General features: G+C 70.0%; 24 protein-coding genes and 1 tRNA gene. 11 read left to right on the top strand and 14 right to left on the bottom strand.

Going from position 1 to position 24,108, the window contains the following annotated elements; translation table 11 throughout:
- Window positions 1-18: 18 nt before the first annotated feature.
- The 3 genes from metF to ahcY are packed head-to-tail and all read right to left on the bottom strand — an operon-like array spanning window position 19 to window position 3,059.
- On the bottom strand, window positions 19-855 hold the full coding sequence (metF, locus tag A9O67_RS01680; protein ID WP_068606765.1) for a methylenetetrahydrofolate reductase [NAD(P)H]: 837 nt from the start codon (window positions 853-855) through the stop codon (window positions 19-21).
- Window positions 840-1,607, bottom strand: coding sequence for a TlyA family RNA methyltransferase (locus tag A9O67_RS01675; RefSeq protein ID WP_068606763.1), 768 nt, complete (start codon window positions 1,605-1,607; stop codon window positions 840-842). The genes metF and A9O67_RS01675 overlap by 16 nt, the downstream gene beginning before the upstream one ends.
- Before the next feature lie 15 nt (window positions 1,608-1,622).
- Window positions 1,623-3,059 carry an adenosylhomocysteinase gene (gene ahcY / locus A9O67_RS01670; protein ID WP_068606760.1) on the bottom strand — a complete coding sequence of 479 codons (1,437 nt, stop codon included), beginning with the start codon at window positions 3,057-3,059 and terminating at the stop codon, window positions 1,623-1,625.
- Window positions 3,060-3,420: 361 nt separating this feature from the next.
- On the opposite strand from ahcY, the gene A9O67_RS01665 reads away from it, so the two are divergent.
- The 4 genes from A9O67_RS01665 to A9O67_RS01650 all read left to right on the top strand — a co-directional run bounded on the left by A9O67_RS01665 (window position 3,421) and on the right by A9O67_RS01650 (window position 6,466).
- A complete protein-coding gene (locus A9O67_RS01665) occupies window positions 3,421-4,368 on the top strand; it encodes a polyprenyl synthetase family protein (RefSeq protein WP_068606790.1) in 948 nt (315 codons plus the stop codon).
- Between the two features lie 29 nt (window positions 4,369-4,397).
- Window positions 4,398-4,474, top strand: a tRNA-Pro gene (locus A9O67_RS01660).
- Window positions 4,475-4,772: 298 nt separating this feature from the next.
- On the top strand, window positions 4,773-5,111 hold the full coding sequence (locus A9O67_RS01655) for a helix-turn-helix domain-containing protein (RefSeq protein WP_068606758.1): 339 nt from the start codon (window positions 4,773-4,775) through the stop codon (window positions 5,109-5,111).
- Window positions 5,108-6,466, top strand: a complete 1,359-nt coding sequence (locus A9O67_RS01650; RefSeq protein ID WP_068606756.1) for a HipA domain-containing protein — start codon at window positions 5,108-5,110, stop codon at window positions 6,464-6,466. Before A9O67_RS01655 ends, A9O67_RS01650 begins: the two co-directional genes overlap by 4 nt.
- A 103-nt stretch (window positions 6,467-6,569) precedes the next feature.
- Here the strand turns inward: A9O67_RS01650 and A9O67_RS01645 are convergent, their stop codons facing one another.
- Window positions 6,570-7,778, bottom strand: a complete 1,209-nt coding sequence (locus tag A9O67_RS01645) for an HD-GYP domain-containing protein (RefSeq protein WP_068606754.1) — start codon at window positions 7,776-7,778, stop codon at window positions 6,570-6,572.
- Window positions 7,779-7,899: 121 nt separating this feature from the next.
- Here A9O67_RS01645 and A9O67_RS01640 point away from each other — a divergent pair, with 121 nt between their 5' ends.
- Window positions 7,900-9,213, top strand: a complete 1,314-nt coding sequence (locus A9O67_RS01640) for an HD-GYP domain-containing protein (RefSeq protein ID WP_068606753.1) — start codon at window positions 7,900-7,902, stop codon at window positions 9,211-9,213.
- Window positions 9,210-11,636, top strand: coding sequence for a sensor domain-containing protein (locus A9O67_RS01635; protein ID WP_068606751.1), 2,427 nt, complete (start codon window positions 9,210-9,212; stop codon window positions 11,634-11,636). The genes A9O67_RS01640 and A9O67_RS01635 overlap by 4 nt, the downstream gene beginning before the upstream one ends.
- On the opposite strand, the gene A9O67_RS01630 is transcribed toward A9O67_RS01635, so the two are convergent.
- Window positions 11,637-12,155, bottom strand: a complete 519-nt coding sequence (locus A9O67_RS01630) for a TlpA disulfide reductase family protein (RefSeq protein WP_068606749.1) — start codon at window positions 12,153-12,155, stop codon at window positions 11,637-11,639. It abuts the gene before it with no gap.
- Window positions 12,137-12,775, bottom strand: coding sequence for a hypothetical protein (locus A9O67_RS01625; protein ID WP_068606747.1), 639 nt, complete (start codon window positions 12,773-12,775; stop codon window positions 12,137-12,139). The genes A9O67_RS01630 and A9O67_RS01625 overlap by 19 nt, the downstream gene beginning before the upstream one ends.
- Window positions 12,776-12,832: 57 nt before the next feature.
- Between A9O67_RS01625 and mpl the strand changes: the two genes are divergently transcribed.
- Window positions 12,833-14,248 carry a UDP-N-acetylmuramate:L-alanyl-gamma-D-glutamyl-meso-diaminopimelate ligase gene (gene mpl, locus A9O67_RS01620; RefSeq protein ID WP_068606788.1) on the top strand — a complete coding sequence of 472 codons (1,416 nt, stop codon included), beginning with the start codon at window positions 12,833-12,835 and terminating at the stop codon, window positions 14,246-14,248.
- On the opposite strand, the gene A9O67_RS01615 is transcribed toward mpl, so the two are convergent.
- The 4 genes from A9O67_RS01615 to rodA all read right to left on the bottom strand — a co-directional run bounded on the left by A9O67_RS01615 (window position 14,242) and on the right by rodA (window position 18,714).
- Entirely contained in the window at window positions 14,242-14,562 is a 321-nt protein-coding gene (locus tag A9O67_RS01615) for a hypothetical protein (RefSeq protein ID WP_068606745.1), read from the bottom strand. The genes mpl and A9O67_RS01615 overlap by 7 nt on opposite strands.
- A gap of 53 nt (window positions 14,563-14,615) precedes the next feature.
- Window positions 14,616-15,752: a 3-deoxy-7-phosphoheptulonate synthase gene (locus A9O67_RS01610; RefSeq protein WP_068606744.1), complete on the bottom strand. Its 1,137-nt coding sequence runs from the start codon at window positions 15,750-15,752 to the stop codon at window positions 14,616-14,618.
- Between the two features lie 287 nt (window positions 15,753-16,039).
- Complete coding sequence (gene tldD / locus A9O67_RS01605; RefSeq protein ID WP_068606742.1) at window positions 16,040-17,515, bottom strand: metalloprotease TldD; 1,476 nt, start codon at window positions 17,513-17,515, stop codon at window positions 16,040-16,042.
- A 41-nt stretch (window positions 17,516-17,556) separates the two neighbouring features.
- Window positions 17,557-18,714, bottom strand: a complete 1,158-nt coding sequence (rodA, locus tag A9O67_RS01600; RefSeq protein ID WP_068606740.1) for a rod shape-determining protein RodA — start codon at window positions 18,712-18,714, stop codon at window positions 17,557-17,559.
- Between the two features lie 24 nt (window positions 18,715-18,738).
- On the opposite strand from rodA, the gene A9O67_RS01595 reads away from it, so the two are divergent.
- From A9O67_RS01595 to radA, 4 genes are read left to right on the top strand one after another with little or no spacing between them, the layout of a single operon-like run.
- Window positions 18,739-19,395: a YqiA/YcfP family alpha/beta fold hydrolase gene (locus A9O67_RS01595; RefSeq protein WP_068606738.1), complete on the top strand. Its 657-nt coding sequence runs from the start codon at window positions 18,739-18,741 to the stop codon at window positions 19,393-19,395.
- Between the two features lie 19 nt (window positions 19,396-19,414).
- A complete protein-coding gene (locus A9O67_RS01590) occupies window positions 19,415-19,651 on the top strand; it encodes a type II toxin-antitoxin system ParD family antitoxin (protein WP_408033401.1) in 237 nt (78 codons plus the stop codon).
- Complete coding sequence (locus tag A9O67_RS01585; protein WP_068606734.1) at window positions 19,648-19,923, top strand: type II toxin-antitoxin system RelE/ParE family toxin; 276 nt, start codon at window positions 19,648-19,650, stop codon at window positions 19,921-19,923. Before A9O67_RS01590 ends, A9O67_RS01585 begins: the two co-directional genes overlap by 4 nt.
- Window positions 19,924-21,330, top strand: coding sequence for a DNA repair protein RadA (radA, locus tag A9O67_RS01580; RefSeq protein WP_068606732.1), 1,407 nt, complete (start codon window positions 19,924-19,926; stop codon window positions 21,328-21,330).
- A gap of 75 nt (window positions 21,331-21,405) precedes the next feature.
- On the opposite strand, the gene A9O67_RS13330 is transcribed toward radA, so the two are convergent.
- The 4 genes from A9O67_RS13330 to A9O67_RS01570 form a co-directional block, all read right to left on the bottom strand.
- The gene (locus tag A9O67_RS13330; RefSeq protein ID WP_156682221.1) at window positions 21,406-21,681 is read right to left on the bottom strand and encodes a hypothetical protein; all 276 of its coding nucleotides are present in this window, start codon (window positions 21,679-21,681) and stop codon (window positions 21,406-21,408) included.
- Between the two features lie 57 nt (window positions 21,682-21,738).
- A complete protein-coding gene (locus tag A9O67_RS13325; RefSeq protein ID WP_156682220.1) occupies window positions 21,739-22,281 on the bottom strand; it encodes a hypothetical protein in 543 nt (180 codons plus the stop codon).
- 2 nt (window positions 22,282-22,283) lie between these two features.
- Window positions 22,284-22,487: a hypothetical protein gene (locus A9O67_RS01575; RefSeq protein WP_068606730.1), complete on the bottom strand. Its 204-nt coding sequence runs from the start codon at window positions 22,485-22,487 to the stop codon at window positions 22,284-22,286.
- 221 nt (window positions 22,488-22,708) lie between these two features.
- Complete coding sequence (locus A9O67_RS01570) at window positions 22,709-24,004, bottom strand: ISL3 family transposase (protein WP_068606728.1); 1,296 nt, start codon at window positions 24,002-24,004, stop codon at window positions 22,709-22,711.
- Window positions 24,005-24,108 lie beyond the last annotated feature (104 nt).

Genomic DNA, 24,108 nt, shown 5'->3' with positions numbered 1-24,108 from the left:
GTGCGGCGCCGACCCTCGTCACTCGCCGATCATACCCAGCCGCTGCAGGATCGCCAGCGTCGGCTCGGCCTGGTTCATCGTGTAGAAGTGCAGGCCCGGCACGCCGGCGGTGCGCAGCTGGTCGCACAGGTCGGTGACGACGTCCAGCCCGAAGGCGCGGATCGAGGCCACGTCGTCACCGTAGCCCTGCAGCCGCAGGCGGATCCAGCGCGGGATCTCGGCGCCGCAGGCGTCCGAGAAGCGCATCAGCTGCGTGGCGTTGGTGATCGGCATGATGCCGGGCACGATCGGCACCTCCACGCCCAGCGCATACGCGTCATCGACGAAGCGGAAGTAGGCGTCGGTGTTGAAGAAGTACTGCGTGATGGCGCCGTCGGCCCCGGCGCGCACCTTGTCGGCGAACGCCTGCAGGTCGGCCTGCGGCGAGCGCGCCTGCGGGTGCATCTCGGGGTAGGCGGCGACCTCGATGTGGAAGGCGGCGCCGAACTCGGCGCGGATGAAGGCCACGAGGTCGCGCGCGTAGGTGAACTCGCCGCCCAGCCCGTAGCCGCTCGGCAGGTCGCCGCGCAGCGCCACCAGGCGCTTCACACCCATGCGCTGCAGCTCGGCCAGCTGCGCGCGCACGCGCTCGCGCGTGGCGCCGATGCACGAGAAGTGCGCCGCCGCGTCCATGCCCTCGGCCAGGATCTCCGCCACCGTGGCCAACGTCCCTTCCTGCGTGGAGCCGCCGGCGCCATAGGTGACGGAGCAGAACTGCGGCCGCGCCGCGTACAGCCGCTGCCGCGCCGCGCGCAGCTTGGCCGCGCCCTCCGGCGTCTTCGGCGGAAAGAATTCGAAACTCAACGGCAAAGCCATGCCAGAAACTCCCGGTTGCCGTCGCCCCCGGCGATCGGACTGTCGAAGTAGTCGCGCAGCACAAGACCCTGCGCCGCCGCGGCGCGCTCGATGCGCTGGCGCACGCGGGCGAGCGCCCCTTCGTCGCGCACCACGCCGCCCTTGCCGATGTCGCCCGGTTGCAGCTCGAACTGCGGCTTGACCAGCATCAGCATCGAGCCGCCCGGCGCCAGCAGCGGCACCAGCGCCGGCCACACCAGCGTCTGCGAGATGAACGAGAGGTCGCCCACGATCAGGTCGAACGGCGGCGCGGCCGCGGGGCCGCCGGCGGCCAAGAGCCGCTCGGCACTCAGCTCGCGCGCGTTGCAGCCTTCGATGGCCACCACGCGCGCGTCCGCGCGCAGCCGCGGGTGCAGCTGGCCGTGGCCGACGTCCACCCCGACCACCTGGGCGGCGCCGGCCTGCAGCAGGCAGTCGGTGAAGCCGCCGGTGCTCTGCCCGACGTCCAGGCAGCGCCGCCCGGCCACCGGCACCCCGGTGCGCTGCAGCGCCGCCGCGAGCTTGAGCCCGCCGCGCGAGACGTAGCGCACCTCGGCGTCGTCCGCCAGCTGCCACTGCGCCTGCGGCGGCACCGCCTCGCCCGCCTTGCGCAGCGGCTGCCACGGCGCGCCGTCGCCCGCGCGCCAGCGCACCGCGCCGGCGGCGATCAGCCGCTGCGCCGCCGAGCGCGACGCCGCAAGGCCCGCCTGCACCAGCGCCTGGTCGGCCCGCATGCCCCGCGCGCGCCGTCAGTAGCGGTAGGTGTCGGGCTTGTAGGGCCCCTCCTTCGGCACGCCGATGTAGGCGGCCTGCTCGTCGGTCAGCTCGGTCAGCATCGCGCCCAGCTTCTTCAGCTGCAGCCGCGCCACCTTCTCGTCCAGGTGCTTGGGCAGCACGTAGACCTTGCCCTTTTCGTAGAAGTCGCGGTGCGTGAACAGCTCGATCTGCGCGATCGTCTGGTTGGCAAACGAGCTGCTCATCACGTAGCTCGGGTGGCCGGTGGCGCAGCCCAGGTTGACCAGCCGCCCCTTGGCCAGCAGGATGATGCGCTTGCCGTCCTCGAAGATCACGTGGTCGACCTGCGGCTTGATCTCCTCCCAGCGGCAGCGCGCCTCCAGCGCCGCCACGTCGATCTCGTTGTCGAAGTGGCCGATGTTGCAGACGATGGCCTGGTCCTTCATGCGGGCCATGTGCTCGTAGGTGATGACGTGCTTGTTGCCGGTGGCGGTCACGAAGATGTCGGCCTTGTCGCACGCCCAGTCCATCGTGACGACCTTGTAGCCCTCCATCGCCGCCTGCAGCGCGCAGATCGGGTCGATCTCGGTCACCCAGACCTGGGCCGACAGCGCCCGCAGCGCCTGCGCGCTACCCTTGCCGACGTCGCCGTAGCCGCAGACGACGGCGATCTTGCCGGCGATCATCACGTCGGTGGCGCGCTTGATGCCATCCACCAGCGACTCGCGGCAGCCGTAGAGGTTGTCGAACTTGCTCTTGGTGACGCTGTCGTTGACGTTGATGGCGCGAAACATCAGCTCGCCACGCGCGGCCATCTGCTTCAGGCGATTGACGCCGGTGGTGGTCTCCTCGGTCACGCCGATGATCTGCGCCGCCTTGCGGCTGTACCACGTCGGATCCTGCGCCAGCCGCGCGCGGATCGCGGCGAACAGCACGCGCTCTTCCTCGCTGGCCGGATGATCCAGCACCGACGGATCGCGCTCGGCCTGCTTGCCCAGGTGCATCAGCAGCGTGGCGTCGCCGCCATCGTCCAGGATCATGTTCGGGCCCTCGTCGGGGCTGCCGGCCGGGCCGAACTCGAAGATGCGGTGCGTGTAGTCCCAGTACTGCTCCAGCGTCTCGCCCTTGAAGGCGAACACCGGCGTGCCGGCCGCGGCGATCGCCGCCGCGGCGTGGTCCTGCGTCGAGAAGATGTTGCACGAGGCCCAGCGCACCTGCGCGCCCAGCGCCTGCAGCGTCTCGATCAGCACGGCGGTCTGGATCGTCATGTGCAGGCTGCCGGCGATGCGCGCGCCCTTGAGCGGCTGGCTCGGCGCGTATTCCTCGCGGATCGCCATCAGACCGGGCATCTCGGTCTCGGCGATGCGGATTTCCTTGCGGCCCCAGTCGGCCAGGCCGAGGTCGGCCACGACGCAGTCGGTCGGCAGGGGGTGGTGCAGCGGTGCGTTCATGCGGTGACTCCTACGCTTTGAGGGGGCCACCGGCGGGGACTTGCAAGCTCACGCCACGCGCCGGTGGGTGAGCGTCGTTGCCAGCATCGCCGCGGCGCGCCGGGGTGCGCGCGGGCGGCGGTTCCGTCGAGCCTCGCGCCGGGGGAACCGATCCCCGCCCGGGCGCTGCAACGCTCCTCGCGAAACCGCCGCCATTATAGGGGGCCAGGGCGCGATCGGTTTCTATAATCCAGGGACAATCCGGCGGACCCGTGCCCCGCCTGCGGTCACACCGCCCCAGCCGACATCCACCATCTTGGACACTTCTGCCACCGCTTCCCCCCCATCCGCCACCCAGGCGCTGCAGCTGGTGGCCGCCGACATGCCGGCGGTCGATGGCGTGATTCGCGCCCGGCTGGGCAGCGACGTGCCGTTGGTGGGCCAGGTGGCGCACTACATCATCGGCTCGGGCGGCAAGCGCGTGCGGCCGGCGCTGCTGCTGCTGGCCTGCGGCGCGCTGGGCTGCGCCGATGCGCGCCGGCACACGCTGGCGGCGGTGGTGGAGTTCATCCACACCGCCACGCTGCTGCACGACGACGTGGTGGACGAGTCCACCCTGCGCCGCGGGCGCGACACCGCCAACCAGGTGTTCGGCAATGCCGCCAGCGTCCTGGTCGGCGACTTTCTCTACTCGCGTGCGTTCCAGATGATGGTGGACTGCGGCGACATGCGCATCATGCGCGTGCTGGCCGATGCCACCAACGTCATCGCCGAGGGCGAGGTGCTGCAGCTGATGAACATGCACGACGCCGCGCTGGACGAGGCTGCGTACCTGCGGGTCATCCGCGCCAAGACGGCCAAGCTGTTCGAGGCCAGCGCCCGGCTGGCGGCGCTGCTGGCCGGCGCGGACGAGGCCACCGAGGCGCTGTGCGCCACCTACGGGCAGGCGCTGGGCGCGGCGTTCCAGATCGTCGACGACGTGCTCGACTACGAGGGCGACGCGACGGAGCTGGGCAAAAACCTGGGTGACGACCTGCGCGAGGGCAAGGTGACGCTGCCGGTCATCTGCGCACTGCGCCGCTGCGCGCCGCACGAGGCGGCGCTGATCCGCGACGCCATCGAACAAGGCGGCGGCGATCGCCTGGACGAGATCGTCGCCATCGTACGCACGAGCGGCGGCCTGGCCGAGGCGCGCGCCCACGCGGCCGCCGAAGCCCAGCGCGCCATCGACGCCGCGCAGGCCCTGCCCACCGACGGCGATGCGCAGCGCGAGCGGTACCGCGAAGCTCTGCTACAATTAGCGGCTCAGCTGCTGTCGCGACGATCCTGACGCGATTCGTCGCAAGCAGTTGCAGACCTCGGGGTGTAGCTTAGCCTGGTAGAGCGCTACGTTCGGGACGTAGAGGCCGGAGGTTCGAATCCTCTCACCCCGACCAAGAATTACCTTGTAAATCAAGGACTCAGAGCCCCTCAAGCAGGGGCTCTTTCATTTCTGGCGCAGCCTGGTAACAATTACTGCCCTCTCGCCCCACTTCTGCGCAGGAAGGCCAAGACGCTCTCCACAGACCTTGCTGGCCTTGGGTCTGGGTTGGCTGACCATTGCGTCGAGCGCGCTTCGGTTTCTGATTAACCGAAATTTTGTTGATAAGATCCCCAGAACCACCTATGATTTCGGAATAGCAGAAATCGTCTGCTCGAAGCACGCTTCAGAAGCCCTTCAACTGAAATTCCGAAATGACCGACGCTGCCAGCCACCGACCGATCCTGCTCCAGTCAGCCCCTGACCTGGGTCCGGTCGTGCGCGAGCGCCGCAAGTCGCAGTCGCTGCGCATCGACGATGCGGCAGGTCTGCTCGGCGTGTCGGTGGACCTCATGTCCCGGCTCGAGAACGGCCAAGGCTCGGTGCGGCTGGACAAGGCCTTGGCCGTGCTCGATGGCCTGGGCCTCTCGCTCATGGTGCTGCCCAAGGAGCATCCGTGGGTCCGCGAAGCGGCCTCATCCCACGACTCGGGCGGTTTAGACAGCCCGTCGGCACCCACCGGCGCCCCCGAAACCATGAGGCGCTTGCCGTGAGGCACACATTGCACGTCTGGGCGGACGAGGCTCATGTCGGCACCATCGAACACGAAGGCCGCGACGACCGCTGGGGCCTGAGCTATGCTGAGCCCTGGGTTAACGACACCAGGTCCTACCCACTGTCGCCAGCACTACCCCTGGCACGCCCGGCGGCCGACTATGCGTCCGCCTCCATCAAGCGCTTCATCGAGCACCTGCTGCCCGAGGGGCGTGCGCTGGACGTGGCCGTGACCTACAACGGTCTGGCCAGGACCAACGTCTTCGGCCTGATATGGGCGCTTGGTGCCGAAACCGCGGGCGCCCTGCGCTTCACTGGGAATGCCAACCCGGCACCACCCACCGCCGAATCCATCCTGCGAGAAATCCCCCTCCAAGAGCTGGACCGGCGTATTGCCGAGCGCGAGCACGTGCCGCTGACGGTGTGGGATGGCAAGGTACGCATGTCGGTGGCCGGCCTGCAGGACAAACTGCTGGTCTACCTTGACCGCCCCCTGCAGGAGGGCGGACGGTTGTTTCTGGCGGACGGGCCACGACTGGCCTCCACCCACATCCTCAAGCCCGACACCGGCAACCCGCAGACGCCGCATCTGGCGGTCAACGAGCACTTCTGCATGACGCTGGCCCGCCGCATGCAGCTCCCGGCCGCTGAGGTGAGCCTGTTGCGCACGCCCCGCCCGGTGCTGGTCGTGCGCCGCTTCGACCGCGAAGTCCAGAACGATGGCGGCCAGCCGCGGGTTCACCGCCGGCACATCATCGACGCTTGTCAGGCGTGCGACCTGCCCGTGGCCTACAAGTACGAGCGCAACCTGGGCAGCGCCGAGGCGGTGCGCCACATCCGAGACGGCATGAGCTTCGAACGTCTGTTCGGCTGCGCCGACCTCACGGCCAACAAAGCGGTTTCCAGACTGGCCATGCTGCGCTGGGCGCTTTTCCAATTCTTGATAGGCAACAGCGACGCCCACGGCAAGAACTTCTCGTTCTTTGTGCGTCCAGGCGGGCTGCTGGAGCCCGCCCCCTGGTACGACCTGGTCAGCGTACTGCAGTACGACGGCTTCGAGACCGAGCTGGCCATGGCCTACGGCGACGTGTTCCGCCATGCCGAGGTCTCGGCGTTTGCGCTGGCCGACTTCGCTGCCCGCTGCGGCATCGACCGCAAGCTGATGCGCCGCGAGGGCCAGCGCCTGGCGAAGCTGGCCACGACAGAAGCCGCGGCACAAGCCCAGGCGGCCGACTATGAGAGCGAAGCCGAGCGGGTCTTCGTGCAGGGCATTGCGGACTTCGTGGCCCGCCAGGCCGACCGGCTGACGCAGTTGGTCGCCGACGCGGCGCTCTGGAAAGACGAGTACCTCTGACCGCTCTGGGCCGTGTCCGCCCAAGGGCTACGATCCGCCGCTGCCGGAGCCCCTGGCCAACCGTATCAGCCGGTAGGCCCCAGAGGGCCCCCACGCAACCTCGCTACAACCGCGCCAACAAACGGGCCGGCTGCAGGCGCACTTTCACTTCATCCGGCACCACGGCGCGGCGGATCTCGTAAGCGGGCTCGCTGGTATCGCGCAACGGCGGCTCGCCCCGGGGCAGGCCGTCGCGCGTGACGATGGCCAACACCAGCGGGGTATTCGCGCGCCGGCCGCGGCGGGCGACGACGCCCACCTCGCCGTTGACCAGTTCGACGAAGGTGCCCGGCAGGTACAGGCCCAGCGCCTTGATGAAGGCGGTCCCGAGCGGCGTCGGCGCCCCGCTCGCATCCAGGTAGACATCGCGCGCGGCGCGCGGGGACGGCAGACCCGAGCGGGCGTGGCGCGGGCTGATGCGGGCCACGTACACGTCGATCATGCGCAGCAGTTGCGCAGCCGCACCCACCTCGGCACGCCCTTGCGGGTAGCCCGTGCCGCCCGCCTGTTCGTGGTGGTCGCGCACCAGTTCCAGCCAGACCGCATCGACCACCCCCAGCCGGCGCAGGATCGCCTCGCTGCGCAGGGGATGCTCCCACACCGCCCGGCGCTGCTCGGGGTGGAGTGCGGCGTCCTGCCGGGCCAGATCGTCGTGCAACCGGGCCATGCCCAGGTTCATGGTCAGCGCGGCGCGCTGCAGGCTTTGCTGCCGCGCCTCGTCCCAGCCCAGGGTCTGGGCCACCAGCCGGCCGATCACCGCGCACAGCAAAGCGTGGCTGGCGCTGTAGCCCATTGCGCGGTCGAACAGCATTTGCACCAGCACGAACAGGCTGTCGTCGATGCGCGAGCGCAGCAGGGCCTGCATGCGCTGCTCCAGCCGCAAAAACCGGCCCACGAAGTCCTGCGCCTGCTCGCCCTGGTGCAGCAGCAGCGTGAGCACGGCATGCAGATCGGCCCAGATTTCGTCGATGGGCCGGGCGTCGGGCTCGACCTCGACCGCGTCGTCGAACCCCATCGGACGGGTCACGCCCGCGATGGCTTCCAGACTTTGGTTGCCGCGCAGGGCGCGGTCGATGGCGGTGGTGTAGCGGTAGGTCCAGGCGCGGTACTCGTCTTCCTTGACCTGGGGGTTGTGCATCAGCAGCCACTGGCGGTGGCGCTCGTCGCGGATGGTGTGCCCCTTGCGCAGCAGCAACTGGCCCTGCGGGTCCCACACGTTGACGGGCAGCGGCTCGCCCAAGGTGATGTCGTCGATCGGAAGCGGTACGTACATGGTGCTGTGCCCAGACCGTACTGTAGTACGGCCGACACCCCCTGTGGCGCGGGACTTGCCTGCGGTGCCGCGTTCGTTGCGATAATGGTCCGATGCACAGCCATTCCCAGGGTTTTCCATCATGCCTGATCCGTTGCTGCCCCTGATCCCGGTGTCGGATCTGCGGGTGGGGCATTTCGTGCTCCTGGACCTGGGCTGGATGGAGCATCCGTTTCCGCGCAACAGTTTTCGCATCGGGTCCGAGCGGCAGATCGAGACCATCCGCGCGCTGGGCCTGACGCGGGTGCGCATCGACCCCGCGCGCAGCGACGCGCTGACCCCCGAAGGCGCCGCCAACACCTCCAGCGCCCCGGGCGAGGCCGCCACCACCGCCGCGACCCCCGCCACCGCGACGGCCACCCAGGCACCGGCGGACACGGCGGCCCAGCAACGCGCCCAGGCGCTGGCCGAGCAGCGGCGCGCGCTGCAGCGCTGCGAGCGCCAGTACCACGAGGGTGCGCGGCGCTACCGCGCCCTGCTCGACGACATGGAACACGCCCCGGAAGCCGCCGGCCAGCAGGCCCGGGCGCTGGTGGGCGCGATGCTGACCGACATCCAAGGCCACGGCGAATCGGCCATTCGCCTGCTCAGCGACGTGCAGGGCGACCGCGCCGCGCAGCACGCGATGAACGTGACGGTGCTGGCGGTGCTGCTCGGCCGGGCGCTGGGGATGGACGGCGAGGAGCTGGAGACGCTGGGGGTTGCCGCCTTTTTGCACGACATCGGCAAGACCCGGCTGCCGGACCTGGTGCGGCACAAGGACGATGCCTTCACGGCGGCGCAGCTCAAGGTCTATCAGGAGCACGTGGCCCACGGGGTGGGTCTGGCGCGGGCCATGGGCATGGGGCCCGCCGTGCTGCAGGCCATCGCCCAGCACCACGAGGCGGCGGATGGCAGCGGCTTTCCGCGCGGTTGCCGGGGCGAGGACATGAGCCGCTGCGCCCATGTGCTGGCGCTGATCAACCGCTACGACGGCCTGTGCAATCCGCTCAACCCGGCGCGCGCGCTCACCCCGCACGAGTCGCTGTCGCTGCTGTTCGCCACGCAAAAGGCGCGCTTCGACCCGGTGACGCTCAACGCCTTCATCCGTATGGTGGGGGTCTATCCCCCGGGCTCCATCGTGCAACTGAGCGACGGCCGCTTTGCGCTGGTGCAGGCGGTCAACTCGGCGCGGCCGCTCAAGCCCCGCGTGCTGGTGCACGACCCGCGCACGCCGCGCAGCGAGGCGCTGCTGCTGGACCTGCAGGCCGAGCCGTCGCTGTCGATTCAGCGCAGCCTGCGCGCCGACCAACTGCCGCGCGCCGCGCTCGACTACCTGGAGCCGCGCCCGCGGTACTGCTACTTTTTCGAGCGCGCCGTCCGCCCCGACAGCGGACCTGCGGGGACGCCGACATGAGCTATGTGCACTGGGCCCCGATCACCGAGGGGTTGATCGAAGCGGTGTGGGTGGTGGACCCGCGCACCCGGCGCATCCTGACGGTCAACACCGCGGCCGCCCGGCTGCTGGGGGTGGAGCGCGGCGCGCTGGTGGGCAGCGCGGTGCAGGACTGGATTGCCGACCCGCAGGACCATGTGTACTGGCAGGAGTGGCAGGCCGGCATCGAGCAGACGCTGGAATCCGAGGCCACGGTGCGCCGCGCCGACGGCGAACTGGTGCGTGTGCAGCGGCGCGTCAGCCCGGTCACGCCGGAAGGCGGCGAGACCGTGGTGCTGGTGGCGATGCAGGATCTCAGCGAATGGCAACAGACGCGCCAGCGGCTGGAGACCCTGCTGGCGGAGCTGCGCGCCGCGCTGGAATCGTCGTCCGACGGCATTCTGGTTTGCGACCTGGACGGGCGCATCCGCGCCTTCAACCGCACCTTCGCCACCCTGTGGGACCTTCCCGAAGCCCTGCTGACGCACCAGGACGACACCGCCATCTGGAGCCACCTGGCCGCCTGCGTGCCCGACCCGGGCGGCTTTCACAGCCGGCTGGGCGAGCTGCAGCGCGCCCCGCTGCTGGAGGCGAACGACGTCGTGCTGCTGCGCAACGGCCGCATCCTGGAGCGGGCCTCGCGGCCCCAGCTCGCGCGCGGCCGGCCCATCGGGCGCATTCACGTCTACCGCGACGTAACGGAGCGCACCGCCACCGAGGCCAAACTGCGGCTGGCCGCCAAGGTGTTCGAATCCAGCCTCGATGCCATCGTGGTGACGGACCCCGAGCGCCGCATCGTGGCCTGCAACCCGGCCGCCCTCAAGCTCGCGGCCATGGAGCGGGACCCGCAGGGCGAGCGGCTGGACGACCTGCTGTATGCCCCGTCGCAGCCGCAGTGGCCCCACCACGTCGCCCAGGCCTTGGCCGACAAGGGCTACTGGGAGGGCGAGCTGTGGCTGCGCCGCCCCGAGGGCCCGGGGGTGGCGCTGCTGGCCTCGTGGGTGCTGCTGCGCGACGGGGACGGGCGCCCGCTGAACACGGTGCTGTTTGCCAAGGACCTGTCCGAAAAGCTGGAAGCCCAGCGCCGCATCGAACAGCTCGCCTACAGCGACCCGCTGACCGGCCTGCCCAACCGCCTCATGCTGGGCGAGCGCGTCGGACACGCCATCCGCCTGGCGCAGCGCAGCGGCCGCGGGTTTGCGCTGCTGTTTCTGGACCTGGACCGCTTCAAGAGCATCAACGACTCGCTCGGCCACATGTTCGGCGACCAGGTGCTGGTGGAGGTGGCCGCCCGCCTGCAGCGCTGCCTGCGGCAGACCGACACCCTGTCGCGGCTGGGCGGTGACGAGTTCGTCATCCACCTGCACGAGGCCGACCGCCACGCCGCCGAAGTCACCGCGCAGCGCATCATCGAGGCGATCACCCGCCCTGTCACGATCGACGAGATGCAGTTCACGCTGTCGTGCAGCATCGGCATCGCCATGTATCCGCAGGACGGCGCCACGCTGGACGAGCTGATCCAATGCGCCGACACGGCCATGTACCAGGTCAAGGAGCGGGGCAAGGGGCACTACCGCTTCTACCAGCCGGAGATGAACGCCGACCTGCTCGGACGCATCCAGATGGACCATGCGATGCGCCAGGGCCTGCAGCGCGGCGAGTTCGAGCTGCACTACCAGCCCCGGGTGGACCTGCGCTCGGGCACCGTGCCGGCCTGCGAGGCGCTGGTGCGCTGGCACCGCCCCGGCCAGGGCCTGGTGATGCCGGGCACGTTCATCGGCGTGGCCGAGGAAACCGGCCTGATCGCGCTGCTCGGGCATTGGGTGCTGCAAAACGCCATCGCGCAGGCGGCCCGCTGGGCGGCGGAGGGCCGTCCGCTGCAGGTCGCGGTCAATGTGTCGGCGCTGCAGTTCCAGCAGGCCCGCTTCGTGCAGGATGTGGCGGACGCCCTGCAGCAGCACCGGCTGCCCCCGCACCTGCTGGAGCTGGAGCTGACCGAATCCATCCTGATCCGCGATGCGGAGGAGGCGCTGGGCAAGCTGCAGGCGCTGGCCGACCTCGGGGTCGAGCTGTCGCTGGACGATTTCGGCACGGGCTACTCCAGCCTCACCTACCTCAAGCGCTTTCCGCTGCATCGGCTCAAGATCGACCGCAGCTTCCTCGTGTCCATGCCCGAGGACGGCGCCGATGCGGCGATCGTGGCGGCCATCGTGCAGATGGGCCACGCGCTGTCCATGGAAGTCGTGGCCGAGGGGGTGGAGCGCCCCGAGCAACTGCAGCGGCTGCACGCCCTGGGCTGCGACCATTACCAGGGCTTTTTGTTCGCCCGGCCAATGCCGGCCGATGCGCTGCGCACGCGGCTGGCGTCGCCCGATGGCAAACCGGCGCAGACGCCGCCGCCGTGATCAGACGCCCTGCGCCCAGGCCTGCAGGTCCTGCGGCTTGACCTGGCCGAGCTTGCGGTGCGCGATGCGGCCGGCCCGGTCGAACACCACGGTAAACGGCAGCGCCCCGTTGTCGTTGCCGAGCTGGCGCCCCAGATCGGTCCCGCCAAAGCCCGCCAGCCCCACCGGGAAGGACAGAGGCTGCCGCTGCAGAAATTGCCGCACGGCACTGGGCTGGTCGATGGCCAGCGCCAGCACCTGCCAGCCGTCGGCCTGCCGTTCGCGGTAGAAGCGATCGAGCAGCGGCAGCTCTTCCACGCACGGCGGGCACCACGTGGCCCAGAAGTTGAGCAGCAACGGCCGGCCGCGAAACGCCGCGGCGGCCACGGTGCCCCCCTCCGGCCGGTCCCACTGCTGGCTCCACAGGGCCTGCTCCGCCCCCGCCGCGGGCGCACCGGGGGTCAAGCGCCAGCCGGCGACGCCCGCCCCCAGGGCCGCCGCGGCGGCGGCTATGCCGATCGTCATTGCCCGTCGTTGCATCGGTAGCGCTCCTCGTTGCAGGGGTCGGAGTCGGGTGCGGCCAACAAAGTTCGCACCTCGGCCGCGGTGCCGCGCGGCACGCGGCCCAGATCGTCGGGCAGGCGGGCGCCCCGCCCCGCCCCGGTGTCGTTGACCCACAGGTGCAGGCCCACCGCCTCGCCCAGTCCCTCGCAGGGCACGGCCAGACTCAGCACCTCGGCCTCGCGGCCGCGCATGCCGCGCGCCGTCTGCGCGTCGTAATCGAGCCCGGCATTGATGAGGGCGATCTCCACCGCCTTGGGGTCGTCGGCAAAGAGTTGCAGGTGGATGTCCGACAGCCGGGTCGCAGTGCCGTGCCAGACGGCCCCGCCGAGCAGCGGGGCAAACTCGGCCAGCCGCTCCATCCAGACCAGCGCGGTCTCGCGCAGGGCGCGCAGCTCGGCGGGCTGCGTCCCGGCATGAAAGATCGCCAGATGCTCGCGCACGGCGGCATCGATGAGCGCCGGACCGGGCAGCGGGGTGCGCGACGGCAGGCGCAATTGCTCGAGCGCGCGCTGCAGGGCGCGTCGCACCTCCAGCCCCTCGTCCACCATCAGCCCGGCGGCGACGGCGGCCAGCTCGCGTTGCGTGTCATCGTCCATGGGCAGGATTGTCCGCGATGGGCGGTAGCCCGCCGGCCGGCCGCGATAATGCGCCCCATGCACATCCACATTCTGGGCATCTGCGGTACCTTCATGGGCGGGCTGGCGGCGCTGGCACGCGAGGCCGGCCACCGCGTCACCGGCTGCGACGCCGGCGTCTACCCGCCGATGAGCGATCAGCTGCGCGCGCTGGGCATCGATTTGATCGAGGGCTATGGGGCCGACCAGCTCGCCCTGCGGCCGGACGTGTTCGTCATCGGCAATGTGGTCAGCCGCGCGCGCGGCCCGGACGGGGCGCCCAAGTTTCCCCTGATGGAGGCGATCCTGGACGCCGGGGCGCGCTACACGAGCGGCCCGCAGTGGCTGGGCGAGCAGGTGCTGCACAGCCGCCACGTGTTGGCCGTCGCCGGCACCCACGGCAAAACGACGACCACGGCCATGCTGGCCTGGATACTGGAGCATGCCGGGCTGGCCCCCGGGTTTCTGGTCGGGGGGGTGCCGCTCAATTTTGGCGTCTCGGCCCGGCTGGGGCGGCTGCCGACGGATGGCACGCGCGCGCCGTTCGTGATCGAGGCCGACGAGTACGACACCGCGTTCTTCGACAAGCGCAGCAAGTTCGTGCACTACCGCCCGCGCACCGCGGTGCTGAACAATCTGGAGTTCGACCACGCGGACATCTTCGACGACCTGGCGGCGATCGAGCGGCAGTTCCACCACCTGCTGCGCACCGTCCCGGCCAGCGGCCGGGTGATCGCCAACGGGCTGGAGGAGTCGATCGCGCGCGTGCTGCACATGGGGCTCTACAGCGAGCTGCGCACCTTCGGCGCCGCCGACAGCGACTACACCGCCGAAGGCGATCCGCAGGACTTTGCCGTGCTGCGCCGGGGCGAAGCGGTGGCCCGCGTGCGCTGGTCGCTCAGCGGCACGCACAACCAGCTCAATGCGCTGGCCGCCCTGGCGGCGGCCGAACACCTGGGGGTGGCGCCGGACGTGGCGGCCGAGGCGCTGGCCGGCTTTGCCCATGTGCGCCGGCGGCTGGAGGTGCGCGGGACGGTGGCGTTGCCCGGCGGCGCGGTCACGGTCTACGACGATTTCGCCCACCATCCGACGGCGATTCGCACCACCGTGGACGGCCTGCGCCGCCGCCTCGACCGCGAGGGCCGGGGCAGCGAGCGCATTCTGGCGATCTTCGAGCCGCGCTCCAACACCATGAAGCTGGGCACGATGAAGGCACAACTGCCTTGGGCGCTGGAGAGCGCGGCGCTGGCCTTTTGCCACGCGGGCGGGCTGGACTGGGATGCGGCCGCGGCGCTGGCGCCGCTGGGCGAGCGCGCGCAGGTGGCGCCGGACATCGACACCCTGGTGGCGCAGGTGGCGGCAGCGGTGCGCCCCGGCGACCACCTGCTGTGCATGAGCAACGGGGCGTTTGGTGGCGTGCATGGGCGGCTGCTCGCCGCCCTGCGCCCTCAGTAACCGACCGACAGGCCGGGCACGTCCACCTTGATGACCGGCTTGGCCAGCAGGCTGCTGGCCGCCCGGGCATAGACCATCGCCCAGGGGCGGTGCGCCGGATCGGCAAAGCGCGTCTCGCCCACGGCCTGGGCGATGGCCAGCACCTTGTCCGCCGTCAGCACCTTGCCGCTGAGGCGCAGCGGCTCGCACCCCAGTTCGGTGAACTGCTGGTCCAGCCACTGGCGCGCCATGTCGTGCGGCATGGGCTGCACCTCGTCGAGGTCGAAGGTGTACTCGCGGTCAGGGCCAAATTGGACGATCACGTGGCTGCGCATGGCGACTTCCGGTGGATCTGAACAGGACGGCCCTATCGTACACCCGCGGCTGCTCAGCCGCGGCGGGCGCGCCGCGCCGCCACCGCATCGGCCAGCGTCTGCAGCACCTGCACCGAGGCATCCCAGTCGATGCACGCATCGGTGATGCTGCGGCCGTACTCCAGCGCGGACGGATCGTCCTTGCCCGGAGTGAATTTCTGCGCGCCGGCCTGCAGGTGGCTCTCGATCATCACGCCGAACACCCGGTCCGACCCGCCGGACAACTGGTCGGCGATGTTGCGCGCGACGTCGATCTGGCGCTCGTGCTGCTTCTGGCTGTTGCCGTGGCTGCAATCCACCATCACGCGCGCCGGCAGCTTGGCGTCGGCGAGCTGCTGGCAGGCGATCGCCACGCTGTCGGCGTCGTAATTGGGCAGCTTGCCGCCGCGCAGGATGACGTGGCAGTCCGGGTTGCCCTTGGTGCGCACGATGGCCACCTGCCCGTTCTTGTGCACCGACAGGAAGTGGTGCGGGCGGCTGGCGGCCAGGATGGCGTCGGTGGCGATGCGGATGTTGCCGTCGGTGCCGTTCTTGAAGCCGATCGGCGCCGACAGGCCCGAGGCCAGCTCGCGGTGCACCTGGCTTTCGGTGGTGCGCGCGCCGATCGCCCCCCACGAGATCAGGTCGGCGATGTACTGCGGGCTGATGACGTCGAGGAACTCGCTGGCCGCCGGCAGCCCCAGGCGGTTGATCTCGATCAGCAGCTGGCGCGCGATGCGCAGGCCCTCGTCGATGCGGAAGCTCTCGTCCAGGTACGGGTCGTTGATCAGGCCCTTCCAGCCCACCGTCGTGCGCGGTTTTTCGAAATAGACGCGCATGACGATCTCCAGCCGGTCGGCGAAGCGGTCGCGCTGCTCCTTCAGGCGGCGTGCGTACTCCATCGCGGCGGCAGGGTCGTGGATCGAGCACGGCCCGATGATGACCAGCAGCCGGTCGTCCTTGCCATGCAAGATCTGGTGGATGGCGCGGCGGGTGTGGGTGATGAGCTTTTCGGTCCCTGTCCCCCGGATCGGGAAGAAGCGGATCAGGTGCTCGGGCGGCGGCAGCACGGTGATGTCCTCGATGCGTTGGTCGTCGGTCTGGCTGGTGCGGTCGGCCGGATGGGGATACCAGGCATCGGTGCTGCTGGCCTTGGCGGGGCTCGGGCTCATGGGGGGACTCCTTCGATGGGGGTAAACGGGGGCGAAACGGGCGAAAAAAAACCGCCGGTGGGGACCGACGGTTTTGAGTTCAGGGGCTTTTCCTGGGCGCTTTCAGACCTCTCTGCCGTCGGTGACGCGTGAGAACCAAAAGTAGCCAAAGTAAAAGCCGCGCATTTGCATAAGGCTCAATGTAGCACAGCTTGCATGACGGCAGGCTGACAATCGCAAACGACGCATCGGGCGGGAGTGCGGGGGCGTCGCGCGAATGCAACGCACGAACGCAACGCGCACACCATTCAGGCCGTGCCCCCCACCGTCAGGCCGTCCAGCCGCAGCGTCGGCTGGCCCACGCCCACCGGCACGCTCTGGCCCTCCTTGCCGCAGGTGCCCACCCCGCTGTCCAGCGCCAGGTCGTTGCCGATCATCACCACGCGCTTGAGCGCCTCCGGTCCGCTTCCGATGATCGTCGCGCCCTTGACCGGGTAGACCGGCCGGCCGTTTTCCACCCACCACGCGCTGCTGGCCGAAAACACGAACTTGCCGCTGGTGATGTCCACCTGCCCGCCGCCGAAGTTGGTGGCGTACAGGCCGCGGCGCACGCTGGCCAGGATCTCCTGCGGATCGCGGTCGCCAGCCAGCATGTAGGTGTTGGTCATGCGCGGCATCGGCAGGTGCGCGTAGCTCTCGCGCCGGCCGTTGCCGGTGGGCGTCACCCCCATCAGCCGGGCGTTGAGCCGGTCCTGGATATAGCCGCGCAGAATGCCGTCTTCGATCAGCACATTGCGCTGGCTGACACAGCCCTCGTCGTCCACATTGAGCGATCCGCGCCGGCCCTCGATCGTGCCGTCGTCCAGCACCGTCACGCCCTTGGCCGCCACGCGCTCGCCGATGCGGCCGGCAAACGCGCTGGAGCCCTTGCGGTTGAAGTCGCCCTCCAGCCCGTGGCCCACGGCCTCGTGCAGCAGCACGCCGGGCCAGCCGGGGCCCAGCACGACCGTCATCTCGCCCGCCGGGGCGGGGCGCGATTCCAGATTGGTCAGCGCGGCCTGCACGGCCTCGTCCACGTAGCGCGTCAGCACGCCGTCGTCGAAGTGGTCGAGTCCAAACCGCCCGCCCCCGCCGGAGGAGCCGACCTCGCGCCGGTCGCCCTGCTGCGCGATCACCGTCAGCGACAACCGCACCAGCGGGCGCACGTCGGCGGCCAGCACACCGTCGGCGCGCGCCACCAGCACCACGTCGTATTCGGCCGCCAGCCCGGCCATCACCTGCACGATGCGCGGGTCGCGCGCGCGCGCCATGCGCTCGACGCGTTCCAGCAGCGCGACCTTGGCCGCGCTGTCCAGCGTGCCGATGGGGTCGTGCGCGTCATACAACTGGCGCGAGGGCGCCACCGCTGCGCGCGGGCGGCGGCGGCCGACGTGGTGGGCGGTCTGGCTGCCCCCCTGGCGGCCAATGGCGCGCACGCTCTCCGCCGCCTCGCGCAGCGCGGCCCAGGACAGATCGTCGGAGTAGGCAAACGCCGTCTTGTCGCCGCTGACCGCACGCACGCCCACGCCTTGGTCGATGCTGAAGCTGCCGGTCTTGACGATGCCCTCTTCCAGGCTCCAGCCTTCGCTGCGGGTGTACTGGAAGTACAAATCGGCATCGTCGACGCCGGGGGCCAGGATGGCCGACAACGCGCGGCGCAGATGGCCCTCGTCCAGACCATAGGGCTCAAGCAGCAGGGAGCGCGCCGTGGCCAGGCGCTGCAGGGTGGGTTCGACGGCAATCATGCGGGGATTGTAGGCAGCCCGGCCAAACCCACAATGGCGCCTCAGGCCGGCACCAGCCGCTTGTAACGCCCGACCGACAGGATCATGCCCAGGCTGGCGCCGAGCGACACCATCGCCGTGCCGCCGTAGCTCAGGAACGGCAGCGGCACCCCCACCACCGGCAGGATGCCGCTGACCATGCCCATGTTGACGAAGGCATAGACGAACTGCACCAGAATCAGCGCCCCGGCCAGCAGGCGGCCAAACAGGGTGGAGGCCTCGGCTGCCAGCATCAGGCCGCGCGCCACAAAATAGGTGTAGGCCGCCAGCAAACCCAGCACGCCCAGAAAGCCGAACTCCTCGGAAAACGCAGCAAAGATGAAGTCCGTGCTGCGCTCGGGCACGAAGTCCAGGTGCGTCTGGGTGCCCTCCATGAAGCCCTTGCCCCACAGCCCCCCCGAGCCGATGGCGATCATGCCCTGCAGGATGTGAAAGCCCTTGCCCAGCGGATCCTTGGCCGGGTCGAGCAAAGTGCACACGCGCTGGCGCTGGTACTCGTGCAGCACCACCCAGTCCACGCCCGGCGCGCACCACTGCGGCTCCATCACGATCAGCGTGACCACGCCCACCGCCCCCAGCACCAGCGGCGGCACGATCAGCTTCCAGCTCAGGCCGGCAAAAAAGATCACGAACAGGCCCGAGGCCAGCACCAGCAGGGCGGTGCCCAGATCGGGCTGCTTCAGGATCAGCCCCACGGGCACGGCCAACAGGGCCCCCGCGGCCAGAAAGTCCCGTTTGCCCAGCCGCCCCTCGCGGCGCTGAAACCACCACGCCAGCATCAGCGGCATGGCGATCTTCATCAGCTCGCTGGGCTGGATGGTGATGACGCCCAGATCCAGCCACCGCTGCGCGCCTTTGCGCGTCAAGCCGAACAGCTCCACGGCGATCAGCAGAACGACCCCCGCCACATAGGCCGGCACGGCCAGCGCCTGCAGCCGCTGGGGCGGAATCTGCGACACCACCAACATGGCGCCCGCGGCGATCAGCAGGTTGCGCAGATGGTCCAGGTAGCGCCCCGGAATGTCATACGCCACGGAGTACATGACCACCTGCCCGATCGCAGCCAGCAACGCCACCGCGAGCAGAAACTGCCCGTCGAAGCCGCGCACCAGCGGGGCGATGCGGCTGAGCACAGGGGGTTTTTCGATGACGACGGCCATGGAGGCTGGATTATCCTGCGCGCCATGGACGCTGCCTGCTCGCCCCCGGCCCCACCGGCCCTGCCGCCCGCCACGCACCTGCTGTACCTGCACGGCTTTCGCTCCAGCCCGCGCTCGTTCAAGGCGCAGCGGCTGGCGGCGCACCTGGCCGTGCACCACCCGCAGGTGCACTGGGCCTGCCCGCAACTGCCCGCCAGCCCCGCCGCCGCCTGGGCGCTGATCGAGACGACCGTGGCCGGCTGGCCGGCGGACACCGCCGCGGTCGTCGGCTCCTCGCTCGGGGGCTTTTACGCCACGCGGCTGGCAGCGCAGCGCGGCTTTCGCGCCGTGCTGATCAACCCCGCCGTCGATCCGGCGCGGGATCTGGCGCGCCACATCGGCGAGCACCCGGCGTGGCACGACCCGGCGCAGCGCATCTTCTTCCGCCCCGAGTATGTCGAGGAGCTGCGCGCGCTTGCCACCGGCGCGCTGCCGCACCCCGGGCGCGTGCTGCTGATCGCCGCCACCGGCGACGAGGTGCTCGACTGGCGCGAGATGGTGGCGCGCTACCCCGGCAGCCGCCACCACGTCGTGCCCGGCAGCGACCACGGGCTGAGCGACTTCGACGCCCACCTGCCGGCGCTGCTGGCGCATCTGGGGCTGGCGTGCGGCGACCTTGCCAAAGTTTGCCAAGCCGGCTAGCCTTGCGGCCATGGGCACGATGAACGTCTCCCTGCCGGGCAGCCTGCGCGACTTCGTCGAGCAGCAGGTGCGCACGCGCGGCTACGGCTCCGCCAGCGAATACGTGCGCGCGCTGATCCGCGCCGACCTCGAGCGCCAGCGGCTGCGCGAGCGGCTGCTGGAGGGCGCCGCCTCGCCCCCCGGCGCGCGCGCCGACGCGGACGACTTCGCCCGGCTGCGCGCGCGTGCCGCGGCCACGTCGGCCGCCGACGCGTGAGCGGCAAGCCCGCCATCCTGCGCCAGCGCGCCGAACAGGACATCGACGAGGCGCTGGCGCACCTGTCGGCGCATCCCGGCAGCGCCTCGCCGCGCTGGGGCCACGAACTCGGGCTGCCGGGCCTGCACGCCTGGCCGCTGACGCGCTTTCCGTACCTGATCTTCTTCGTCGAACGCCCCGGACATCTGGACGTCTGGCGCGTGCTGCACCAGCGGCGCGACCTGCCCCACGGCCTGCTGAACGACGAGCCCACCCTGCCCGACACCGACTGAATGGCCAAGGACCGCACGCTCTACCTCTGCCGCGCCTGCGGCGGCAGCACCCCGCGCTGGCATGGGCGCTGCCCGCACTGCGGGGCCTGGAACGCGCTGGAAGAGACCGTCCCGGCGCCGGAGCCGGCTGCCGGCGCGCGCGGGCGCTTCAGCGCCCTGCGGCAGGGGCTGGCGGCGGAAGGGACGCTGGCGCGGCTGGCCGACATCGAGGCCGCCGACGTCGCGCGCACGCCGACCGGCCTGGCGGAACTCGACCGCGTGCTCGGCGGCGGCGTGGTGCCGGGCGCGGTGGTGCTGATCGGCGGCGACCCGGGCATCGGCAAGTCCACCCTGCTGCTGCAGGCGTTGGACGCGCTGCAGCGCGCCGGGCTGCCGACGCTGTACGTCACCGGCGAGGAAAGCGGCGCGCAGGTGGCGCTGCGCGCGCGCCGGCTGGGCTTGGGCGACAGCCAGGTGCCGGTGCTGGCCGAGATCCGGCTGGAGGCGATCCTGGCCACGCTGCAGCAGCAGCGCCCGGCGGTGGCGGTGATCGACTCGATCCAGACCGTCTACACCGAGCAGCTGACCTCCGCCCCCGGCTCGGTGGCGCAGGTGCGCGAGTGCGCCGCGCTGCTGACGCGCGCCGCCAAGGACAGCGGCGCGACGCTCGTGCTGGTGGGCCACGTCACCAAGGACGGGGCGCTGGCCGGCCCGCGCGTGCTGGAGCACATGGTCGACACGGTGCTGTATTTCGAGGGCGACGCGCACAGCAGCTTTCGCCTCGTGCGCGCGATCAAGAACCGCTTCGGCGCCGTCAGCGAGCTGGGCGTGTTCGCGATGACCGAGCGGGGCCTGAAGGGGGTCGGCAACCCCAGCGCCCTGTTCCTGAGCCAGCACCGCGAGCCGGTGCCAGGCAGCTGCGTGCTGGCGACGCTGGAGGGCACGCGACCGCTGCTGGTGGAGGTGCAGGCGCTGGTGGACGCCGGCGGCCCGGCGCCGCGGCGCTTAAGCGTCGGGCTGGAGCGCGATCGGCTTGCGATGCTGCTGGCGGTGCTGCACCGCCACGCCGGCATCGCCACCGGCGACCAGGACGTGTTCGTCAACGCCGTCGGCGGCGTGCGGATTGCTGAGCCGGCGGCGGACCTGGCGGTGCTGCTGGCGGTCACCAGCAGCCTGCGCGGGCGCGCGCTGCCGCGCGGCTTCGTCGCCTTCGGCGAGGTGGGCCTGGCCGGCGAGGTGCGCCCGGCGCAGCGCGGGCAGGAGCGACTGAAGGAAGCCGCCAAGCTCGGCATGGCGGTGGCGGTGGTGCCGAAGGCCAACCTGCCGCGCAAGCCCGACGCGGCGTTCCTGCGTGCCACCGAGGGGCTGACCTTGCACGGCGTCGAACGCGTCGAGGAGGCGCTGGAGGTGGTGCGGGGGTTGGGGTGACCCTGTCAATCTCAATCTGACACCCTCGAGCCGGGGCGTTACTCGGGCTTAGTTCGTCCGACCTTCGCAAAGAGATCAGAAACGATCGACGCTCACGCTTTCTGTTCGCGCAACGTCGCGTGACCGGTAAGAGAGAAGGGTGAAACCCCCCACATTGATCGACAAGATTGCAAGCCCTGTCGATACGGCTGCCGCATATGGCTCAAATTTGAGTATCTCAGCCACTACTGCCGCCACAACAGAGACGATGACAGTTGCCACAGCGCAGTAGGACCCAGAAGCATTGACCCCGGCCTGGAACCATGCAGCATTTCTGCGTACTTCTTCGCTGTCATGCAGTGGATTGGTCATAGTCGCATCCTCTCGCGGTTACCTGTGCCAGGTTATGGCTGCTGCATGACCGTCTGGTCAGCTCATGGGGTTCTGCCACTCGGGCTTGATCTTGCCGTCCTCGTCCCAAAAGCCACCGGTCTCACGCCGGCGATGGTCGCGCTCGTGCATGGCGATCTGGGCGCGCAGGCCCTGCACCATGGGGTTGTCCGATGGCGCGCCCTCGGCCTCGAGCCTTGCTAGGGATGCGCGCAGGAATTCAAGTTGGCTTGGCATCGTTGGCTGTCGTTTATTCATCACCAAGGCACGGCGCTGCTCGGCCTCGTCGTTGATCTTCGCTGCAAGGCGGTCTTTCTCGTCCGACGGCAGGTTTGAATCAATGCTGCGAAGCCGGGCGACTCTGGCGTCATGGATGACCTTGAGCTGGCGTAGTTGATCAGCCCGAAAGCCGTCCTCCTCGGTCTCAGGCCGGTTCGGGTCGCTGTCGCGCAGATCCGGCGTAGCGGTGTCTGAGGCCTGGGAGGGCCGCACAGACCTGCGTGCACCGAAGATGATCAGGCCGGGCTTGAGCGGGTGATTGTCCGGCAGCGGAGTGCCCGGTGGATTCATTTTGAACACCATGATCAGGACTCCAGCGCCTGGTTGATGGCGTCACGCAGCCGGCGCAGTTCATCGGTGCTGAACGTGCCGCTGAACTTGACCTGGCGCTCAGGGCGGCGGGCGCTGGGCACGAACGAGCTGATGACCAGGTGGTGGCCATAGGGTGTCTGACCGATGCGGACATCGAGTTGCCAGCCCTGAGACTGTTGGAAGATGGTTGTGGACATTGCTGCTCCTGTGTACCCCGCAGACCTTGGACGTCTGCTGCTTGCGGGGGAGGAGCGGCTGGACGTTTTAGCGGTTGGTAACGCCCCCGCAATAGTCATAACTCGGGCGGTCGGCGGTGAGGCCGACAGGTGAAATTCTAGCAGCGTGCGAAGTAGGGTGGAGGTTTCTCCCCTGACGGTATCGACGGGCTCCATGTCGTTTCGTGTGGAAAGCAACACCGTCACTGGGGCATCGCCGGCGCGAACGGGCTGGCCGGCAGGTGCTTGAGCTTGGACATGCGCAGGTAGGCGATGGCGATGAAGTTCTGGCTCGTCCTGAAGCCGCGCGCGGCGCGCTTGGCCTGCTGCAGCAGCCCGTTCATCGCCTCGACGAAGGCGTTGCTGCGGTGATCGACCATGCCGCGCACCACCGCGTCGAACCGCTCCTTGAGCGTGGCGGCCAGCTTCTTGAACGGCTCGAGCCGGCAGCGCCGCGCCCAGCTCAGCCAGGCCCCGAGATCGGAAGCGGCCTGTTCGATGCTGTTGTGCGCTGTGGCCCGCGCGTACACCTCGCGCAGCGCCATCTTCAGCCGCCACGCCCGCGCGCTCTTGAGCGTCGAGCGCTGCAGCCAGTGCATCGCCTGGAGCTGGCGGGCGCTCCAGGTGCTGGGGTTGCGCCGCATGCCCCACAGCAGCTGCCTGAGCGTCTTGCGGCCGCCAGCGCCCAGCGCGGCTCGCACCGCCTGCGCGTCGGTGGCCATCTCCGCGCGGCGCACCTGGTCCATCGCCTCGATGGCCATCGAGACGACGTGAAAGCGGTCGTAGCTGATCTGCGCCTCGGGCAGCGCCAGCGCCACGCCCTTGGCGTAGGCTGCGCTCATGTCCATGCACACGTGCCGCACCTGGGCGGGATCGCCGCCATGGGCCTTCAGATCCTCGGCGAACTCCACCACCGTGCGGTGCTCGCGCCCCTCGGTGGCGAACAGCAGCCGCTTGCGATCCAGGTCGTGCACGACGGTGATGTAGTGCTGCCCCCGCCGCAGGCTGGTCTCGTCGATGCCCACCGTGCGCACGCCGGCGAAGTCTTCCAGCGCACGCGCCTGCGCGACGTAGAACTCGATGCGCCGCCACAGCCGCTTGTCCTTGCAGCGCAGCAACTCGGCGGCCTGGCGCACCGGCAGGTCCAGGCACAAGGTCAGCGCCAGCGCTTCGAACGCCGCGGTGAAGCCCGAGCCCGGACGCGCCCAGGGCACGGCCACCTGCGTGGTCTTGCCGCAGGCACCGCAGGCCACGCGCGGCACGTCGCAGTGCAGCCAGGCCTCGAACTGGAAGAAGTCCAGGTGCCGCCAGGATCGGCGCAACCGGTCGTGCACCGGTTGCGTGGCCGCACCGCATGCCGGGCAGGCGAGCCTGCTGGTGTGGCAGCCGATCTCGAAGTCGATACGCCGCTTGGCGGTGTCGAGCCTGACGTCATCGACGACCCACGGCGGCTGCAAGCCCAGCGCGCTGGTGAACAGAGCTTCTACGGCAATGCCCATGGACTCATCCTCCTGATCAAACCCGCCCGGTGGACATGTGCACAGGCCGACCAGCGGCCTGCACACATGCCCACCGGGCTCGACGACCAGGAGTCATTGTGACT

The sequence above is a fragment of the Tepidimonas fonticaldi genome, assembly GCF_001675355.1.
Classification (GTDB): domain Bacteria; phylum Pseudomonadota; class Gammaproteobacteria; order Burkholderiales; family Burkholderiaceae_C; genus Tepidimonas; species Tepidimonas fonticaldi.
Note: the sequence above shows the minus strand (reverse complement) of the source record. Positions and strands in the feature narration are given on the sequence as shown.